The 16,311-nt window shown below is 67.4% G+C and carries 14 protein-coding genes; 4 read left to right on the plus strand and 10 right to left on the minus strand.

What is annotated here, in order from left to right; genetic code table 11:
* Nucleotides 1-2: 2 nt before the first annotated feature.
* A complete protein-coding gene (locus Amac_RS39600) occupies nucleotides 3-998 on the minus strand; it encodes a bile acid:sodium symporter family protein (protein WP_344447911.1) in 996 nt (331 codons plus the stop codon).
* A gap of 38 nt (nucleotides 999-1,036) precedes the next feature.
* Between Amac_RS39600 and Amac_RS39605 the strand changes: the two genes are divergently transcribed.
* The 3 genes from Amac_RS39605 to Amac_RS39615 are packed head-to-tail and all read left to right on the plus strand — an operon-like array spanning nucleotide 1,037 to nucleotide 6,636.
* Complete coding sequence (locus tag Amac_RS39605) at nucleotides 1,037-2,920, plus strand: serine/threonine protein kinase (RefSeq protein WP_155359564.1); 1,884 nt, start codon at nucleotides 1,037-1,039, stop codon at nucleotides 2,918-2,920.
* Between the two features lie 6 nt (nucleotides 2,921-2,926).
* Nucleotides 2,927-4,822 (plus strand): protein kinase family protein, encoded by a 1,896-nt coding sequence (locus Amac_RS39610; protein ID WP_155359565.1) that lies wholly within the window; start codon nucleotides 2,927-2,929, stop codon nucleotides 4,820-4,822.
* A 5-nt stretch (nucleotides 4,823-4,827) separates the two neighbouring features.
* Complete coding sequence (locus tag Amac_RS39615) at nucleotides 4,828-6,636, plus strand: serine/threonine protein kinase (RefSeq protein ID WP_155359566.1); 1,809 nt, start codon at nucleotides 4,828-4,830, stop codon at nucleotides 6,634-6,636.
* On the opposite strand, the gene Amac_RS39620 is transcribed toward Amac_RS39615, so the two are convergent.
* The 4 genes from Amac_RS39620 to Amac_RS39635 all read right to left on the minus strand — a co-directional run bounded on the left by Amac_RS39620 (nucleotide 6,633) and on the right by Amac_RS39635 (nucleotide 11,683).
* Complete coding sequence (locus Amac_RS39620; RefSeq protein WP_155359567.1) at nucleotides 6,633-8,027, minus strand: lanthionine synthetase LanC family protein; 1,395 nt, start codon at nucleotides 8,025-8,027, stop codon at nucleotides 6,633-6,635. The genes Amac_RS39615 and Amac_RS39620 overlap by 4 nt on opposite strands.
* Complete coding sequence (locus Amac_RS56765) at nucleotides 8,024-8,938, minus strand: T3SS effector HopA1 family protein (RefSeq protein ID WP_307729819.1); 915 nt, start codon at nucleotides 8,936-8,938, stop codon at nucleotides 8,024-8,026. Before Amac_RS56765 ends, Amac_RS39620 begins: the two co-directional genes overlap by 4 nt.
* Nucleotides 8,939-9,095: 157 nt before the next feature.
* Nucleotides 9,096-10,028: an aminoglycoside phosphotransferase/kinase family protein gene (locus Amac_RS39630; RefSeq protein ID WP_155359569.1), complete on the minus strand. Its 933-nt coding sequence runs from the start codon at nucleotides 10,026-10,028 to the stop codon at nucleotides 9,096-9,098.
* Between the two features lie 5 nt (nucleotides 10,029-10,033).
* On the minus strand, nucleotides 10,034-11,683 hold the full coding sequence (locus Amac_RS39635) for a S8 family serine peptidase (protein WP_155359570.1): 1,650 nt from the start codon (nucleotides 11,681-11,683) through the stop codon (nucleotides 10,034-10,036).
* 311 nt (nucleotides 11,684-11,994) lie between these two features.
* On the opposite strand from Amac_RS39635, the gene Amac_RS39640 reads away from it, so the two are divergent.
* The gene (locus Amac_RS39640; RefSeq protein WP_246269011.1) at nucleotides 11,995-12,834 is read left to right on the plus strand and encodes an aldo/keto reductase; all 840 of its coding nucleotides are present in this window, start codon (nucleotides 11,995-11,997) and stop codon (nucleotides 12,832-12,834) included.
* Between the two features lie 72 nt (nucleotides 12,835-12,906).
* Here the strand turns inward: Amac_RS39640 and Amac_RS39645 are convergent, their stop codons facing one another.
* From Amac_RS39645 to Amac_RS39665, 5 genes are all read right to left on the minus strand, one after another.
* Nucleotides 12,907-13,386 carry a hypothetical protein gene (locus Amac_RS39645; protein WP_155359571.1) on the minus strand — a complete coding sequence of 160 codons (480 nt, stop codon included), beginning with the start codon at nucleotides 13,384-13,386 and terminating at the stop codon, nucleotides 12,907-12,909.
* Between the two features lie 572 nt (nucleotides 13,387-13,958).
* Complete coding sequence (locus Amac_RS39650; protein WP_155359572.1) at nucleotides 13,959-14,225, minus strand: hypothetical protein; 267 nt, start codon at nucleotides 14,223-14,225, stop codon at nucleotides 13,959-13,961.
* A gap of 124 nt (nucleotides 14,226-14,349) precedes the next feature.
* Complete coding sequence (locus Amac_RS39655; RefSeq protein ID WP_155359573.1) at nucleotides 14,350-14,586, minus strand: mafB; 237 nt, start codon at nucleotides 14,584-14,586, stop codon at nucleotides 14,350-14,352.
* Nucleotides 14,587-14,716: 130 nt separating this feature from the next.
* The gene (locus Amac_RS39660; RefSeq protein ID WP_155359574.1) at nucleotides 14,717-15,376 is read right to left on the minus strand and encodes a hypothetical protein; all 660 of its coding nucleotides are present in this window, start codon (nucleotides 15,374-15,376) and stop codon (nucleotides 14,717-14,719) included.
* Nucleotides 15,377-15,744: 368 nt separating this feature from the next.
* Complete coding sequence (locus Amac_RS39665) at nucleotides 15,745-16,140, minus strand: hypothetical protein (RefSeq protein WP_155359575.1); 396 nt, start codon at nucleotides 16,138-16,140, stop codon at nucleotides 15,745-15,747.
* Nucleotides 16,141-16,311 lie beyond the last annotated feature (171 nt).

Consider the following 16,311-nt stretch of genomic DNA (forward strand, 5'->3'; position numbering starts at 1 on the left):
CGCTACGACACCGCCACCTCGCTGCCGCGGCGGACCGCATAGCCGAACACCAGCGTGGTGAGGAACATCAGGACGCCGTAGACGGCGGCGGGGATGGCGATGGTGGAGTTGTTCAGCAGGGTGGGGCTGAGGGCGATGGTGATGGCCAGCGTGCTGTTGTGGATGCCGATCTCCATGCCGGAGGCGATGGCCTGGCGGCGTTCGACCTGGAACAGGCGCGGGAGCCAGTAGCCGATGGTGAGGCTGATGGCGCTGAACAGGAGGGCGACCAGGCCGACGGAGGCGAGGTAGTCGAGGATGCGGTCGCGTTCCTGGATGATGGCGCCGACGATGACGGCGGCCAGCACGACGGCGGAGAGGATGCGGACGGGCTTCTCCATGCGGTCGGCGAACTCGAGTCGCCAGCGGCGGATGAGCATGCCGACGGCGACGGGGATGAGCACGATCGCGAAGACCTGCAGGACCTTCCCGGCTTGCAGGCCGATGTCCTGGGTGCCGCCGACGAAGTGGTCCAGGGACAGGTTGACCACGACCGGCAGGGTGAACGCCGCCAGCACCGAGTTGACGGCGGTGAGGCTGATGTTGAGCGCCACATCACCGCCGAAGAGGTGGCTGTAGAGGTTGGCGGTGGTGCCGCCGGGGGAGGCCGCCAGCAGCATCATGCCGACGGCCAGCAGGGGGTCCAGGCCGAGCACGCTGACCAGCCCGAAGCAGATCGCGGGCAGCAGGATCACCTGGGCGAACAAGGCGATCGCCACGGCTTTCGGGCGGGTCAGGACGTTGCTGAAGTCGGCCACGGCGAGGGATAAACCCAGGCCGAGCATGATGAGGCCGAGCGCGGCAGGAAGCAGAATGGTGGTGAGGACCGACTCTTGCATGGGGGAACCCTTCAGGAGCAGGGTAAGCAACCGCTGACTTTGTCTAACAGGTGAGACAACGCCGATCAAGGACGAAGGCCGGAAGGATACTGTCCTGAAATACCGGCATTCTTCCGACATACTTATCCGCCTACCGTGTGATCGGAGGACGGTCGGTAATGCCGGAACGTATAGGGGATTACTCGCTGACCAGCGTGCTCGCGGAGGATGACCACAGCACGGTGTACGCGGCGACCTCACCGGCCGGGGCACGGGTCGCCATCACCCTGTTCAAGACCAGGTTGCGCGACCCGGACGAGTTTCTCACCAGGATCGAGAACCTCCAGTCGGGCCCGGCCTACCATTCCGCCTCGATCGTCGACGCGGGTACGTCGGGCGGCATGCCGTACGTGGTGAGCGAGTTCGTCGAAGGCCCTTCGCTGGCCGCGCACGTCGCCGAGCACGGGCCGCTGACCGGGGCCGCGCTGCACCGGCTGGCCATCGCCACGATGACCGCGCTGGTTCCCGTGCATCAGGCGGGTGACGCGCACGGCGCGCTGCGACCGGCGGCGGTGCTGCTGGGGCCTGACGGTCCCCGGGTCACCGGAGCCGGGCTGGCCAGGGCGGTGGACGAGTCCGCCAAGGACGAGGAGTGGGTGCGGGCCTACACCACGCAGAAAGTGCGCTCGCCCGCGTTCGAGGCGCCCGAGCAGTTCCGCGGCGAACCGGCGGGCCAGGCGGCCGACATGTTCTCGTGGGCGGCCATGATGGCGTTCGCCGCGACGGGCAGATCCCCGTTCGAGGGCGGATCCCCATCCGCGACGATGAACCAGGTCCTGCACGGCGAACCGGATTTATCCGGATTACCCGAGCCGCCTAGGGAGGTGGTCGCCGACTGCCTGGCCAAGGAGCCCGGCGCCCGCCCGACCGCGAGCCAGGCGTTGATGCGCCTGGTCGGGCACGCGCCGCTCACCATCGAACGCGACGACATCCCGACGCCCCCACCGGCGCCGGCGCCCCCACCGCCGAAGCAGCCGCGCAGGTTCGGGCTGCTGATCGGCGCGGCGGCGGTCGCGATCGTGGTGCTGGCGGGCGGCGGCGGGCACGTGATCGCCCGCTCCACCACCCCCGTGACGACGCGCGTGGCGAGCGCGGCCACCGCCCCCGGGGTGAGCACGGTCTCCGCCTCCGCGGAACCCACCCCGCCGCCCGAGCCGACCTCCCGCGTCAAGGTTCCCGGCGTGGACATGACGCTGCTGGAGCACCCGTCCGACGTGACCACGCTCACCGCCTACCGGAAAGGCGAGGACACCTACGTCAGGAACGGCCCTCTCGGCGAGTTCACCAAACTTCCCAGCAAGAACGGCGAACCGGTGCTCTCCCCCGACGGCCGCACGCTGGCCGTCTTCACTCCCGCCGCGGTCGCGTTCACCGGCGACCGGCCGTTCACCGTCTCGCTCGAACCCTACGGAACGACCGAACGCCCGACCTGGTCGAGGGACGGCAAGCAGCTCCTGCTGACCGCCCTGAGCGACGGGAAGCCGTCCGGTTTCGTGCTGATCGACATGGCCACCCAGCGGGCCACCCTGGTGGACACCGACGACGAGACCACCGGCGGCGAGGTCGGCTACGCCTGGCTGCCCGACGGCGCCGGCGTGGCGGTCGGCTACCAGCCGGAACGCGACGGCAAGACCGGCCACGGGGTCCGGTTCCGTGGCCTGGACGGCGCCGAACGAAAGAGCATGCACTGGGTCGGCGAGATGTACGGGCGCCGCATGTACTCCCCCTCCGGCCGGCATTTCGTGACGTACTGCCCCAGCGGCGGCACCTTCTGCGTGTGGGACAGCGCGACCGGCGTGCGCCTGGCCTCCATCGGCATCTTCTACGAAGACAGTTTCCTGAGCGGCTGGTACGACGACGCCCACCTGATCGTGGCCGACCCGCGCGAGAAGACACACAAGATCGTGGCCATGGACCTGCGTGGCCGTTCCCCCCGTGTCCTGGCCGAGATCTCCGCCAAGGACGACACCGATGATCTGCTGCTGTACTACACCAGGAGCTGACCCACGATGTCCCCCGTTCTCCCGTTGGAACCGCAGGAGCGGCTCGGGCCTTACAACCTGGTCGCCCGGCTGGCCGACGACCGCGTCTTCCTGGCCGAGTCCCCGACCGGCGAGCAGGTCGTGCTGCGGCGGCTGACCAGGCCCATGGACAGCAGGGCCAGGGACGCGGTGGCCCGGATCTGGGAAACCGCCGCCGTCGGCACCGCGCACATCCTGGACGTCGGCCGCGACTACGTGGTCACCGAATACGTCCAGGGCCCGACCCTGGAGGAGGAGATCGCCAATCGCGGCCCGCTGACCGGCACCGCCCTGCACCGCCTGGCCATCGCCACCGCGACCGCGCTCGCCTCCCTGCACCGCGCCTCCCTCCACCACGGCCGGGTACGGCCCAGCAAGGTCGTGCTCGGCTCCGACGGCCCCCGCCTGCTCAACCCCGACCGGACCCGGCCGGTCACCGCGTTCGACGAGGACCGGTGGCGCCGCCCGGAAGAGGAGGAAGGCCCCGCCGCGGACGTCTTCGCCTGGGCGGCCGTAGTCGTGTTCGCCGCCACCGGCAGGCCGCCCTTCGACGCGGACGCCGACCGCCGCCGCTCGTACGGCGCGGCCGACCTCGGCCCGATGACCGGCCCGCTGCGCGACCTGGTGGCCGACTGCCTGGCCGAGGAACCAGAAGACCGGCCGACCGCCGAGGAAGCGCTGCTCCGCCTGCTCGGCCACTCCGGCACCCTGGACACGGCCATCCCGGACGGCACCGCGCCCCGGACCGCCCCGTCCCCCATCCGGCGGACCCGCTCCCGGCTGCCGCTGCTGATCGGCGGCGCGGTGGCGCTCGCGCTGGTGGCCGGGGCGACCGGCTACTTCGCCACCCCGCGCACCCCCCGGACGGTCACGGTCGCCGCCCCCACCCCCACTACGCCGGTGGCGTCGGCTCCCTCGGTCCGTCCCCCCACCCCGATCCCGACGACCGGCCTGTCGGCGATCAGCCTGCCCGACGACGTGGGCACCGTCTTCGAGCACCCCGACGACCCCATCCAGCTCTCGTCGTTCCAGATCACCACGGCGGACGACCAACGCATTCCGTACGCGAGAACCGGCCAGGGATACACCAAGACGGGCGACCACTACGACCTGTCGGTGCTCTCCCCCGACGGCCGCTGGCTGGCCACGATGAACGAGTTCTACCTGGCGCGGCAGAACCAGATGGACATCACGTTCACCGACCGGAAGAGCAACGCCACCTTCACGCTGCCCACGGTGAACTCCCCGATCACCGCCCACTACCCCGTCTGGTCCCCCGACAGTCGCACCCTGCTGCTGAGCCTCTGGTACACCGAAGACTCCGACAAGACCTACCCGAACGGCTTCATGAAGATCGACCCCGTGGCCCGCACGACCACGGTGGTCGAGACGTTCAACCGCGACGACATCGCCCAGTTCCTCACGCTGCCCGCGAACCTCCGCACCGAGTCCATGGCCGCCTACACGTGGACCCCCGACGGGCAGGGCGTCGCCTCCGCCTACCTCACCCCCCTGGAGACGTTCGGCCTGCGGCTGTTCGACACCGATGGACGGGTGCTGCGGAGCCTGCACTGGGTGGGCAGGGTCTCGGGGCAGGACTGGTTCTCGCCGTCCGGCGACCTGCTGGTGACCACCGGCTGCGAGACGAAATTCGCCGCCTGCGTGTGGGACGCGGGCACCGGCGAGCGGCGCGGCAGCGTGCCCGCGCGCGAGGGCCAGAACCTGCTCGGCTGGTTCGACGAGACGCATCTGATCACCGCACGGAAGGACGGTGACACCTACGTGGCCGAGGTGGTGGACATGACCGGGAAGGCGGTCCGGGTGCTGGCCGAGCTGCACAGCAAAAAGGGCGGGGTCAGCCAGCTGTTCTTCACGCCGAAGTAGGCCGCGTGGAGCCGAGGGAGATCGGCGGCTACCCGATCGTGCGCACGCTCGGGGCCGGCGGCCAGGGGGTGGTCTACCTGGCGGACGCGCCGACCGGGCGGCAGGTCGCGATCAAGGTGCTGCACGCGGTGTCCGACACGACAGCGGTGAGCCGGTTCCTGCGTGAGGCCGAGGTGCTGCCGGAGGTGGCGTCGTTCTGCACCGCGCAGGTGCTGGAGACGGGTACGGCGGACGGGGTGCCGTACATCGTCAGCGAGTATGTGGACGGGCCGACCCTGCACCAGGCGGTGCGGGAGCGAGGGCCGCTGCGCGGGGGCGAGTTGCGGCGGCTGGCGACAGGGACGATGACGGCGCTGGTCGCGATCCACAAGGCCGGGGTGGTGCATCGGGACTTCAAGCCGGGCAACGTGCTGCTGAGCCGGGACGGGCCGCGGGTGATCGATTTCGGTATCGCGTTCACGGTGGGGGCGGAGGCGACGTCGGCGGGGCCGCTGGGGACTCCCTCGTACATGTCGCCCGAGCAGCTCGCCGATGAGCGTCCTGGGCCGGCGGCGGACATGTTCGCGTGGGCGTCGACGATGGTGTTCGCGGCGTCGGGGTATCCGGCGTTCGGGGCGGATACCCTGCCTGCCGTACTCAATCGGATCATGCACGCGGAGCCGGATCTGGGTGGTCTTGAGGGTGATCTGCGGGAGCTGGTCGCCGAGTGTCTGGCCAAGGATCCTGGTGCGCGGCCCAAGGCGGAAGAGGTGTTGCTGCGGCTGCTTGGGGCCGGTCCGGCGGCGCGGCCGCGGGTGCGGTGGTGGCGGGTGGCGGTGGCCGGGGGGATCGCGCTGGCGGCGGTGGCGACGACGGTGGCGGTGCTGCGGCTGAACGCGGCCCCGGCGCAGGTTCCGCCCGCCGTGGCGCCGCCAACGGTCGCGTTGCGGCTGTCGGGGGCGCCCGCGCGGGACACCAGGGAGATTCGGGTGCCGGAATTGAAGGCGGTCTTTCACGAGCATCCGTCGGATCCCGTCAAGCTGGCGTCGTTCCTGGTCAGGGAGGGGATGTTGCGGGAGCCCGCGTATGTGCGGACGCCGGGGAAGGAGACGTTCGAGCGGCTGGAGGAGTTTCGCGATCCGGTGGTTTCGCCGGACGGGCGGTTCGTGGCATCCATCTACCGGTTCAACAGCACCGTGGGGGCTGCGGCCAACGACGTGCAGTTCACTGATCGAGAGACGGGCGCGAGTTTCTCGGTGCCCACCGTCGCGAAGCCGATGCTGATTCGGCAGCCCGTCTGGGCGGACGATAATCGGCGGCTGCTGCTGACCTTGCACCAGGAGGACAAGGTGCGCGGATTCGCGATCGTGGACATGCTGGCCAGAACGTCGACGACCGTCACCCTCGATCTGGACGGCTATCAGAACTTCAGCTGGGCACCCGATGACACCGTGATGGCCGCCACTGCCGACGGCCTGCACTTCCACCGCCTCGACGGCAGCGAATTACGCACCCTAGACATGCTCCGGGTGGTCAATCCATCAGCGGCCGGTTTCTCCCCATCTGGACGTCTCACCGCAGCACTGTGCGCCAAACCCACCCGCTCGGTATGCGTGGTGGACACCACCACGGGCGAGGAACGCTCACGCTTCCCCCTGCCCACAGGCGCACATCTCTGGACCTGGTTCAACGAGGACCACCTCATCATCTTCAACAACACCCCAGACCCATGGACCGTCACCATCGTCAACCTCACCGGCCAAACCATCCGCCCATTCGCCGAAATATCCGGCACAGACGACACCTTCTGGCTCCTCCACTGGAGCCAGCGTTAGTCCTGGGCGGTGTCGATGACGTCGCGTTCGGCGTATTCGACGTCTTCGATTTGGTTCAGGGTGGTCAGGGCTGAATCGACGTCGACGTCTGGAGGGATGCGGAGGAGGGCGCGGCCGTGTGGGGATACTCGTTCTACCTGGCAGCCGGGGACGGCGGCGCGGAGGCGGTCTACGCGGAGGCGTAGGTCCTCGGGGTCCGGGGAACGGCTGAGTTGCACGATCACACGGGTTGTCATGGTTCTTCCAGCATAGGCGAGTGCGGTGGAAGGGATCTGGGGGTGCTGGGCTCGGAGTAAGGCGGTGCCGATTCCGGCCAGGCCCAGGAACAGGCTCGGGTTCTCGTCGCCGCCGGGGATTCCGCATGGCCATGAGCCGTCGCCTACAAGATCGATAGCGATGGCGGCGGCGTCGCGGGCCGCCTCGCGGAGCACTGGCTGGCCGAAGGTGGTCGCGGCGTCGAGGAGGAGTTCGATCGCGCCGGACAGGCCGTGGCAGAGGGACAGATCTGGCTTTCCGTTGGCCATGGCGGCGATCAGGCGGAGTGCCGCGTCCACCGCGACCCCGGCCTCGGCGGCGTAGATCTGGTGTCCGGTCACGTCGTACTGCCGGAGCCTGGCCTGGCCGATTCCGAGCGCACCATGACACCAGTAGATCGGCCAGGAGCGCTTTTCTCGCAGGTCAGGCCAGTTGCCCTGGTCGGCGGAGAACCAGGCACGTTCGAAGTCCGCCGCTTCTGCGGCCAGGCGTAGGCCGTCTGGTTTGCCCCATTCGGTGAGGGCGAGGGCAACGCCGGAGGCGCCGTGCGCGAGACCGCAGAGTGGGGGTGTGTCGATGTCGGATGGCCAGCAGGTGCCGCGTACCGGGCCCGGGCGGGCGTCGTCGATCAAGCTCTGGGCGAGAGTGTCGGCGGTTGTCGCCGCGAGTTCGGCTTCGGGGCCGCTTCGGGACAGATGGAGCAGGGCGAGCAGGGTTCCGGCCCGGCCGCAGATCAGGTCGACCGCCTGAGGGATCCGCTGGCACGTCAGGCGGGTGAGGCGGGTTGCGGTTTCCATCAGGCGGTCGTCGGCCAGGAGTTCGGCGGCTTCGAGGGTGGCGGTGGCGACGCCTGCCGTACCAGAGAGGAGTGCGCCGTCCGGGCGGGTGCGTCTGACCCAGTTGGCGGCGTGGGCCAGGGCGCCGCGGGCCGTGCGGGCCGCTTCGGTGTCGCCGCTGATCGCCGCATATCGGGCCAGGTAGAGACCGATGCCCGCCGTGCCGCCATAAAGATCGCCGTCGACCGCGCGGTAGACGACCGTGCCCTCGCCGGAAGGTGACGGCACACATTCGTCGCCGAACCAGGTGGCATGCTCGCCATCCCACAGCGCCTCTTTGACCAGTTTCTCCGCGATCACGGGGAGGCCTCCAGCAGGTGAGGACGAATCGGATCGATTCCCGCGGCCTTGAACCCGTTCACGATCGCCTGAGTGACAACCGTGGGATCACGACGCGCCTGAGGCGCCATTTCCCGCCATATCCGCTCAAGCACCTGACACCTCGCCGCGCCAAAACTGTCCCCGTCGAGCGACCCTTCCGCCTGCCCAACCCCCGGCGCGATCGCCGCACAGAATCGCGGCCGCGCAGGTCGCAACACATCACACAATTCCCGGACAGCCGCCCGCAGCTCCCCATCCAGCGCCACCGCATCAGGCGCACCCAAATACAACACGATCGCATCAGCCCGCCCCTCATGCTCCAGCGGCGTCTTGAGCTGGTACGAAACCCCACGATGCTTACCCAACAACCCCGTGAGAACCTCAACCGCCCGAGGCACATCATCCGGGGCCACATTCAGATATGTCCGCATCAACCGATCCGCCCCCGGCGGCGGCCACACCCCCTGCCGCGTGTACCAAAACCCATGCTCAGCGTCACACCAGGTCCAAGCCGCCCGCGCCAACAACGCATCTCCCTCCCGCGCCGCCAACCCAGGCCGAGCCGGTACGACATACGCCCCTCGCCCCAAATACCTCCTGAACTCCCCCTTACACGCGACGACTCCCCCCATACCAACCACCGACTCCACCCGCCACCCACCCACGAACCGGGTGGCGTCAGCATGCGCGGCATCGAGAACCCCAGCCAGGTTGACATCCACAGGCGTAGGCCCACCTACCCTCACGGGAAGCGGCGTCATCGCCAGATACCAGGAGTAAAGCGCCTCCTCCACATCCGGCTTATCGGCAGGGAAGCCCGCCAGCAGCGCCCCCGCGCGGGGAATGTCGGGATGAATCATCCTTCGACCTCCCGAGACCAGATCTTCCATTCACGAATGCCGAGAGAATTCACCCAGCCACTGCCTACATCCACCGAAGCCTCCGACCAGCTCCCCCGTGGGGAAATATCGGGATAAACCACACGGCCACCTCCAGCGTCCGCCGAGGCGCACGACCGCCCGCCCCACACGGAAATATCCGGATAAATCACGCAGCCACCTCCTGCGTCAGGACCTCTCGTGCCAGTGCCCGGTGGCGGGCGACTTCGGTTGTGGCGTCGTCCAGCCAGGTGGTGAGTTGGAGCGCCCGTACCAGCAAGCGGCAGGCCACGAAGGCGGCCAGGTGCGGAAGATCAACTGGTCGGCTGGTGGCGTACCCGTCGAGGAAAGCGCGGACCGTGGTCGAAGGGGGGTGGAAGCTGGCGCCGGAGCTGAGGTACTCCTGGATTCCTCCGGCCACGTCCCAGCGGGAATCGCCCGCCCCGGCGGATTCCCAGTCGATCAGGACGGCGTCGCCGCCGGGGCGGATGAGGACGTTGCTGAATCGGACGTCGCCGTGGACGGTGGTGTCGCAGGCCCAGGCCGTACCGACGGTGGAGAGGGCGGTGCGGTGGGCGGGGTCGGCGAGGATGTCGGCGGTGAGGGAGCTGAGGCGTTCGTGGCGGTTCAGGACCGGGAGGCGGGACGGGCCGTCGAGGTCGAGCAGCCAGGGGCGGGCGGGTTTCAGGGGCAGGCCGGCCGCCAGGTGGTGCCAGGCGCCGAGCGTGCGGCCGAACACCGCGGCCCAGCGCGGGTCGAGCGGATCGTGCGGCGCGGCGAGCCGATCCAGCCGCCGCGCCGCGATCACACCTTCCAGGACGAGCAGCCCCGCGTCGGGATCGTGCAGCTCCAGCCGGGGCAGCATGGCAGTGCCACCCGCGACCTGATAGAGCGCGATCTCCCGTTCCGGCTCGCCCTGGCCGCCCTCCCGCGGCGTGCCCACGTCCTTGACGGCGAAGCCCTGGCCGTTGCCGAGTTCGACCAGGATGACACCGTTGGACTCGGAGACGTCACGCGCGCTGAGGCCGTAGCGGTGCACGTCGGCGGCGTGCACCAGGCCGCTGTCGAGCAGCAGCCTTACGGCCCGGCGGGAGAGGCTCATCGGGGTCAGACCTCGTGGACTTCGCCGTCGTCGTCCACGTAGAACCAATCGCCTTGACTCGCGGACGATTCGCCCGACATGCGGCGCTCCAGTTCCTCCAGTCGTCCCACGATCTCGTGCAGGACGGGATCGACCGGCGGACGAACGGGGATGTTCGGGTCGCACAGCTCCGACCTGCAGCCCAGGCTCGACTGGCAGCCGTCGACCACCGAGGGACAGCGCAGGCCGCTGACGCAGCCCGTGCCGAGCCGCGTCGTCTGGCACAGGATCGGCAGCCTCGACGGGCAGTTGACCTGCAAGAAGGTACGGCAGATGGTGAGCGTGGACGGCTCGCACAGCACGATCCGGCTCCGGCACGGCCCGATCCTGGTGACCGGAATGATGAGATCACCGCAGGTCAGCGCCGCCCGCGCGGCCACCCGCCCGTGACCCCAGCTGTTGTCGAACGCCGCCGCCCCCAGCTTGACCGCGCTGTCCTGCAAGCACTGCTTGATCTTGGCGTTGGTGTGGCCGGGATGCCTGCTCCACATCAGCGCCGCCAGCCCTGTCACCAGCGGCGTCGCCATGGACGTGCCGCTCAGCGAGCCGTAGTTGAGCGGCAGCGTCGGGCTGACACTATAGGTCGGCAGCGTGGACAGAATGTTCCGGCCCGGCGCGACGACCGTCACCTCGGGTCCGATGTTGGAGAAGCTGGAGATCACGTCACCCGGATCGGTCGACCCGACCGCGACCACGCCCGGAATGCTCGTCGAGTACGCGGCCGGCCAGATCACCGGCCCTCCGTTGTCGTTCCCGGCGGCGGCGATCACGAGCATGCCGCGGTCGGAGGCGTACTGGCAGGCCTGCTGCTTGGTGTTGTTCGCCGGGCCGCCGCCGGAATAGTTGATGACCGCCTTCAGCCCGCGCGCCACCGCGTAGTCGGTGATCTCCTCGACCGCGTCCGCGAAGTCCGCCGACCCGCCGTTCCCGCTCGCGTCCAGGGTCCGACAGATGTAGACCGGCGACCCCCAGTTCATCCCCGCGATCCCCGTCGCGTTGTTGCCCGCCGCCGTGGCGATCCCCGCCACATGCGTGCCGTGCCCGTTCAGATCCCGCGGCGTCCCCCCGTCCACGAAGTCCGTCCCGAGCGTGGTCCTGGCCGCGTCCCGGAGATCGTCGTGATCGAGCACGTCCGCGCTCATCGAGATCCCCGAGTCGATGATCCCGATCAGCACGTTGCCCGCGCCCGTCTCGAGATCCCAGGCCGCCTCCGCGCCCACCGCGGTCGGCCCCCACTGCTGCGCGAACCTCGGATCATTCGGCACGATCTGCGCCCGATCAACGACGTCCGGCTCCACATACTCGATAGCGGACGTCGTCTCCGCGACCCCCACATTCGCCAGCACCGTGTCCGCCGCCGAACCCACCTCCGGCAACAAGACCACGAGCCGACCGGTCGCGCTGGGCCCCCGTACGACGGTGGTCCCCTCCGGCAGCGCCGCCAGCGCCGCACTCACCCGCGCCGCGACCCCCTCCTCGCCGGCGACCTCCTCGCCAGCGGCCCCTTCCGCCAGCTGCACAATGAGCCGCCGCGCCACAAACCGCACCGCCTCATCCCGGAACTCCCCCGCCACCACCTCAAGCCCCGTGTTCTCCGCGGGATTCTCCTCCAGCATCGCTACCCCTCCTCCACCGCCAGGTCCGCTTTCGACCGTAAGCAGAGCAATGCGAAGCGTCACCCCGGGAATGTCCCTAGTCCCACCTGTCCCCCAACCCAGGGTCGCCAGCCTCTTATCGGGGCCAGAGCCACGTCCAGGTCTCGCGCCTGGGCCAGCCGCTGGTCAAGTCGGCACCCTCTTATCGAGGTCAGAGCCAGCCGCATCAGGGATACGCGTGAATCGAACTGAAGTAGATTGCCGGGTTAGGGTGCGGACCCCTCGATTCCGGGTCGGCATCCATCCCGCCAGCCAGACGCAGGAGATCACCCGTGACCATCGCCGCAGCGCCCACCGTCCGCCTGCTCCATGGCGCCGACATGCCGCAGCTCGGGCTGGGCACCTCCCCCATGGGCAACACCCAAACCGAACGCGCCGTCGCCACCGCGATCGAGGCCGGCTACCGCCTGATCGACACCGCCGAGGCGTACGGCAACGAACTCGGCGTCGGCCGCGGCATCAAAGCCTCCGGAATCGCCCGCGAGGAGCTGTTCATCACCACCAAGTTCGACCGCCACTGGCACGGCCGCGACCTCGCCGCCCAGGGCTACCAAGCCAGCCTGGACCGCCTCGGCCTGGACTACGCCGACCTGCTCCTCATCCACTGGCCCAACCCGCAGCTGGACCGCTACGTCCAAGCCTTCCAGGGCCTGGCCGACCTGCTGGACGCCGGACGCCTCAAAGCCATCGGCACCTCCAACTTCAAACCCACCCACCTGGACCGGATCATCTCCGAAACCGGCGTAGTCCCCGACGTCAACCAGATCCAGCTCAGCCCCGCCGTCACCCGCGACCAGTCCCGCGCCTACCACCACGAACACGGCATCGTGACCGAGTCATGGTCCCCCCTCGGCGGCCAGGGCACCGCCGTCCTAAACCAGCCCGTCATCCTCAACATCGCCAAAGAAACCAACCGCACCCCCGCCCAAGTCATCCTTCGCTGGAACATCGAACTCGGCCTCGTCACGATCCCAAAGTCCTCCAACCCCCAACGAATCCACGAAAACATCAACATCTTCGACTTCACCCTCACCCCCCAACAAATCACCGCCATCTCCGCCCTCGACCAAGGCGAATCAACCGCCGTAGACTCCGACAAGTTCGGCCACTGACCTACCCGAACCGAACTCACCCCGACGACAGGCGGGATTCATGCCTTCGTTCCGCTGAGCGCGCGAAAGCCTCTAGTTCTCCAACTCCCGATGCACGGCCGATTCGACATCCGCACCATGTGCCATGGCGCCCAGGACGGCACGAAACAACCGGCCCGTCGTCTGGAAGCTTCGCGGCGAAGACGAGAGCTCGCTGTAGACGCCGCGGTCTACCCGGAGCGAACCTGCCGGCACATCGAATCCGGACGGCTGCTCCAGCAAGCCGCAGAGAAGCGGCCTGGCGAATTCCATCGGCAGGCCAGCCCTTGTCACTGGGGCCTGCAAATCGGTCTCGACATCCGTGGAGACGTGTAGGTCGATAACAAGAGAGCCGCCGCGATCTGGTGTGAATTCGCCACCGACCACTGCGTATGGCACCGTGCCAAAGAACCTCGTCAACTCCACCAGAGCCCTGATCGGTGCGACCGAATCACGCGACTCCCGCGGCCGAGTAGAAGTAAGAAAGTCAATCACATCGAATCTGGCAGACGGACGATCGCGTTCGACGACCACACGATAACGCCGATTCTCTATCGTCATCCTCACGGGAGCCCCCAAGCATCACGCCAAGGTCCGCTGAACCATTCAGAATGCTCTTGAATCACTTCGGGATCATAGTTCTTGAACATGGGATGTAGTTTCAGTGCCTCCTCGTGCGCCTCATCGTAGGCCGAGGCACCATTCGCCCTGGTCTCGTGGGACCGGGGCAGGATCTCCTCGATCGGGCCGAGGGGCTCGGGGTTGGTGGTGCAGACGACAGCGTCGGGATCGGTGTCCCAGGTGCTTTCGGGACGGATGTCGTCGGGAATTGGGTCCGGGTCCCATCGCACGTGTAAGCGAAAGTTGCCCGCGTGGTCCGGAAGAGGGGAACACAGATGAGGCCCATATGGGACCTCGCCGTGCTCCCTATCCTGTGCCATCATCACTAACGACGATTTCGACCATTATTGGCGGTTCCACACCCTCATGGAATACGAACGCGTCCACCAAACCCGCTATCGGCACAACCCCGACACACTTGCTCTTGCCGCATGATCAACTCACTGCACGAGAGCCACACCCAATCCCATAGGGCCACCCCCGAATCATTCGTAGCCTTGCGTTTCGTCGAGAAATATTCGCCAAGCCGTTTTATCCCGATCGACCAGGGCGTCATGATGACCTATATCACGGATCAACGTGGGATACCCCCAGAGAGCCCTAACGCTACTGCCCTCGATGCCGACCGTCGTGAACTCCCAGTCGTCGGGAATCGATCCGTCGACCACATCGAAGAGCTCGATGGGCTTCCAGTTCGGCCGATCGTTGTCATCGACGATCAGCACTGTCAGCCCGTTCGCCCACAGGGCCATCGCCCTCGCCACGTACTCGCGCCCAACGGTGACGTTGAATCGCGAGAACCGCGTGTTCCCGGAACCCTCCAGCGTACGAGCAGGCAGATCGCTCCCGGTGGTTCCAATACAGGAAAGCCTCAACTTAGTCCATCCTGTCCTTGAACTTGAAGTAGGCCACCTCCCCAGTATAAGTATTACACACATAGCGAATTTCAACCCCGTTGATTTCCATCTCCATCTTTTTCCAGCCATCCTCGGCAGGCCATCGCGGATCCTTCATGATGGTAGGGAGTTCCGCCTCGTACTCAGGATTTTCGTTCGCATATTCCATTTCACCCTCGCCCCCCAACAAATCACCGCTATCTCCACCCTCGACCACGGCGAATCAACCGCCGTAGACTCCGACCAAGTTCGGCCCACTGACCTACCTGAACCGAACTCACCCCCGCAAACGACGGGCGGGAAGAACCGCTACATCACGCCTTCGTTCCGCTGAGCGCGCGAAGCCTCTATTTCTCCAGCTCCTGATGCACGGCCGATTCGACATCCGCACCGTGTGCCATGGCGCCAAGGACGGCGCGAAACAGCCGACCCGTCGTCTGGAAGCTTCGCGGCGAAGACGAGAGCTCGCTGTAGACGCCGCGGTCTACCTGGAGAGAACCTGCCGGCACATCGAATCCGGACGGCTGCTCGCCCTCCACGAGGTGACCCGCTGCGTCGTAGCGGAGCAGCGTGGTGTGGTCGATGCGAGTGGCGCCTGCTTCGTTGCCGCACGGCGGAGTGACCTCCTTGACCAGGCCGCAGTCGTCGTAGGTCCAGGTGGTGATCAGGTCGGTGGCACCGTTCTCAACCATCGATCTGGTCGGCTGGTCGGCGGAGTCGTACTCGAAAGACAGGCTCTCGGTGCGGGCGGTCCCAGTCGTGGTGCGAGTCGCGGTGGTGATGTTGGTGTTGGCGTCGTAGGAGTAGGCGGTCTTGCGGGCCAGTCCGGCCGGGTCGGGGAAGGACAGGGCCGAGGCGGAGTTGCGGCGGGCCAATGATCGGGCGACCAGGATGGCGCGTATGTCGGGCCGCAGAACATCAACCAGATCATGGGACCGGTGCGACGGCCGGGTCGTGGGTGAGGTAGGCAGGCAGGCTCTGACGACGATTTTCAGATTCTTCGGCATACTCGCCGTCGTCGCGAAGGATCTTCAAACGAAGACAGCTACTAGTCGTCCCGACGCGACAAGACGAGGTCCTTCCAGAACAAGGATCTGGGCACCGTCATGTAGCCAAGGCCGGGCCAGATCGGGTACCAGGAAGCCGACAAGGCAACGCCATCGCCCGTCATCCAGCACCTCCACTCGCTGGATCAACACACTGAACACCTCTGCCGAGGCTGGCCACCCAGGCTGAACCTCGCTCTCGTCCCCGTACGCGAGCGTGGCTGTGGACATGTAAACAGCGGCCGTGGGTGGGCCCGTCCGCCGCCCACCCTCTTCGGGGCCGAGCCAACGGATCACGGCCTCCGCCATCGGCTCCTCAATCTGCTGCATCATGGCCAAACGTTGATTCCACTCATCTCCTGATTTATCTGCTCAAGCTGCTCGGCGTCTGCGTAATACGCAGGTCCAATTCCGTCTAGTTTGCCTTCGTGGTGATGGAGTTGATCCGCCAGAGACCTGGTGCTGTCATCACCGTTAAGGATCTCGCCCCACCGATCAGCGTGCGCTCCTTCCGTGGCGAACCACTCACCATCCGGAGCTGCCGTCTCCCACTTTGACGTGTCGACCCGCACCGCAACGGGCACCGGATCGAAACGCCCCTCCAGCGGCAACGCGGTCTTCGGGCGTTTGGCCTCCGAACGCGGCCCATCGATCTTGACGGCCGACCGGGTGACCGACGGGTCGACCAGATGAGACAGACCCGCCGCCGAACCGTCCAGCTGCACCGGAGTGGGGACAGCCTCTGGAGCTGCCGATCCATGGCCGTGCGCGCCATCCGCGTGTGCAGCATCGGCTACATACGCTGGTCCACGTCCCTTGGCTTCGTCTGCTCGGTGCTCAGGTACGGCTGCGCCAGTGAGCATAAGAAAACCCGGCCCACAAGGAGCCGGGTGGTA

Origin of the sequence: Acrocarpospora macrocephala (assembly GCF_009687865.1) — a bacterium.
GTDB classification, from domain to species: Bacteria; Actinomycetota; Actinomycetes; order Streptosporangiales; family Streptosporangiaceae; genus Acrocarpospora; species Acrocarpospora macrocephala.

What these genes read in the sequence shown, in the direction of transcription:
- Amac_RS39600 (WP_344447911.1), bottom strand. Translation starts at nt 998, where the DNA reads ATGTCGGAAGAATGCCGGTATTTCAGGACAGTATCCTTCCGGCCTTCG.
- Amac_RS39605 (WP_155359564.1), top strand. Translation starts at nt 1,037, where the DNA reads ATGCCGGAACGTATAGGGGATTACTCGCTGACCAGCGTGCTCGCGGAG.
- Amac_RS39610 (WP_155359565.1), top strand. Translation starts at nt 2,927, where the DNA reads ATGTCCCCCGTTCTCCCGTTGGAACCGCAGGAGCGGCTCGGGCCTTAC.
- Amac_RS56765 (WP_307729819.1), bottom strand. Translation starts at nt 8,938, where the DNA reads ATGGAAGATCTGGTCTCGGGAGGTCGAAGGATGATTCATCCCGACATT.
- Amac_RS39630 (WP_155359569.1), bottom strand. Translation starts at nt 10,028, where the DNA reads ATGAGCCTCTCCCGCCGGGCCGTAAGGCTGCTGCTCGACAGCGGCCTG.
- Amac_RS39635 (WP_155359570.1), bottom strand. Translation starts at nt 11,683, where the DNA reads ATGCTGGAGGAGAATCCCGCGGAGAACACGGGGCTTGAGGTGGTGGCG.
- Amac_RS39650 (WP_155359572.1), bottom strand. Translation starts at nt 14,225, where the DNA reads ATGGCCCTGTGGGCGAACGGGCTGACAGTGCTGATCGTCGATGACAAC.
- Amac_RS39660 (WP_155359574.1), bottom strand. Translation starts at nt 15,376, where the DNA reads ATGCCGAAGAATCTGAAAATCGTCGTCAGAGCCTGCCTGCCTACCTCA.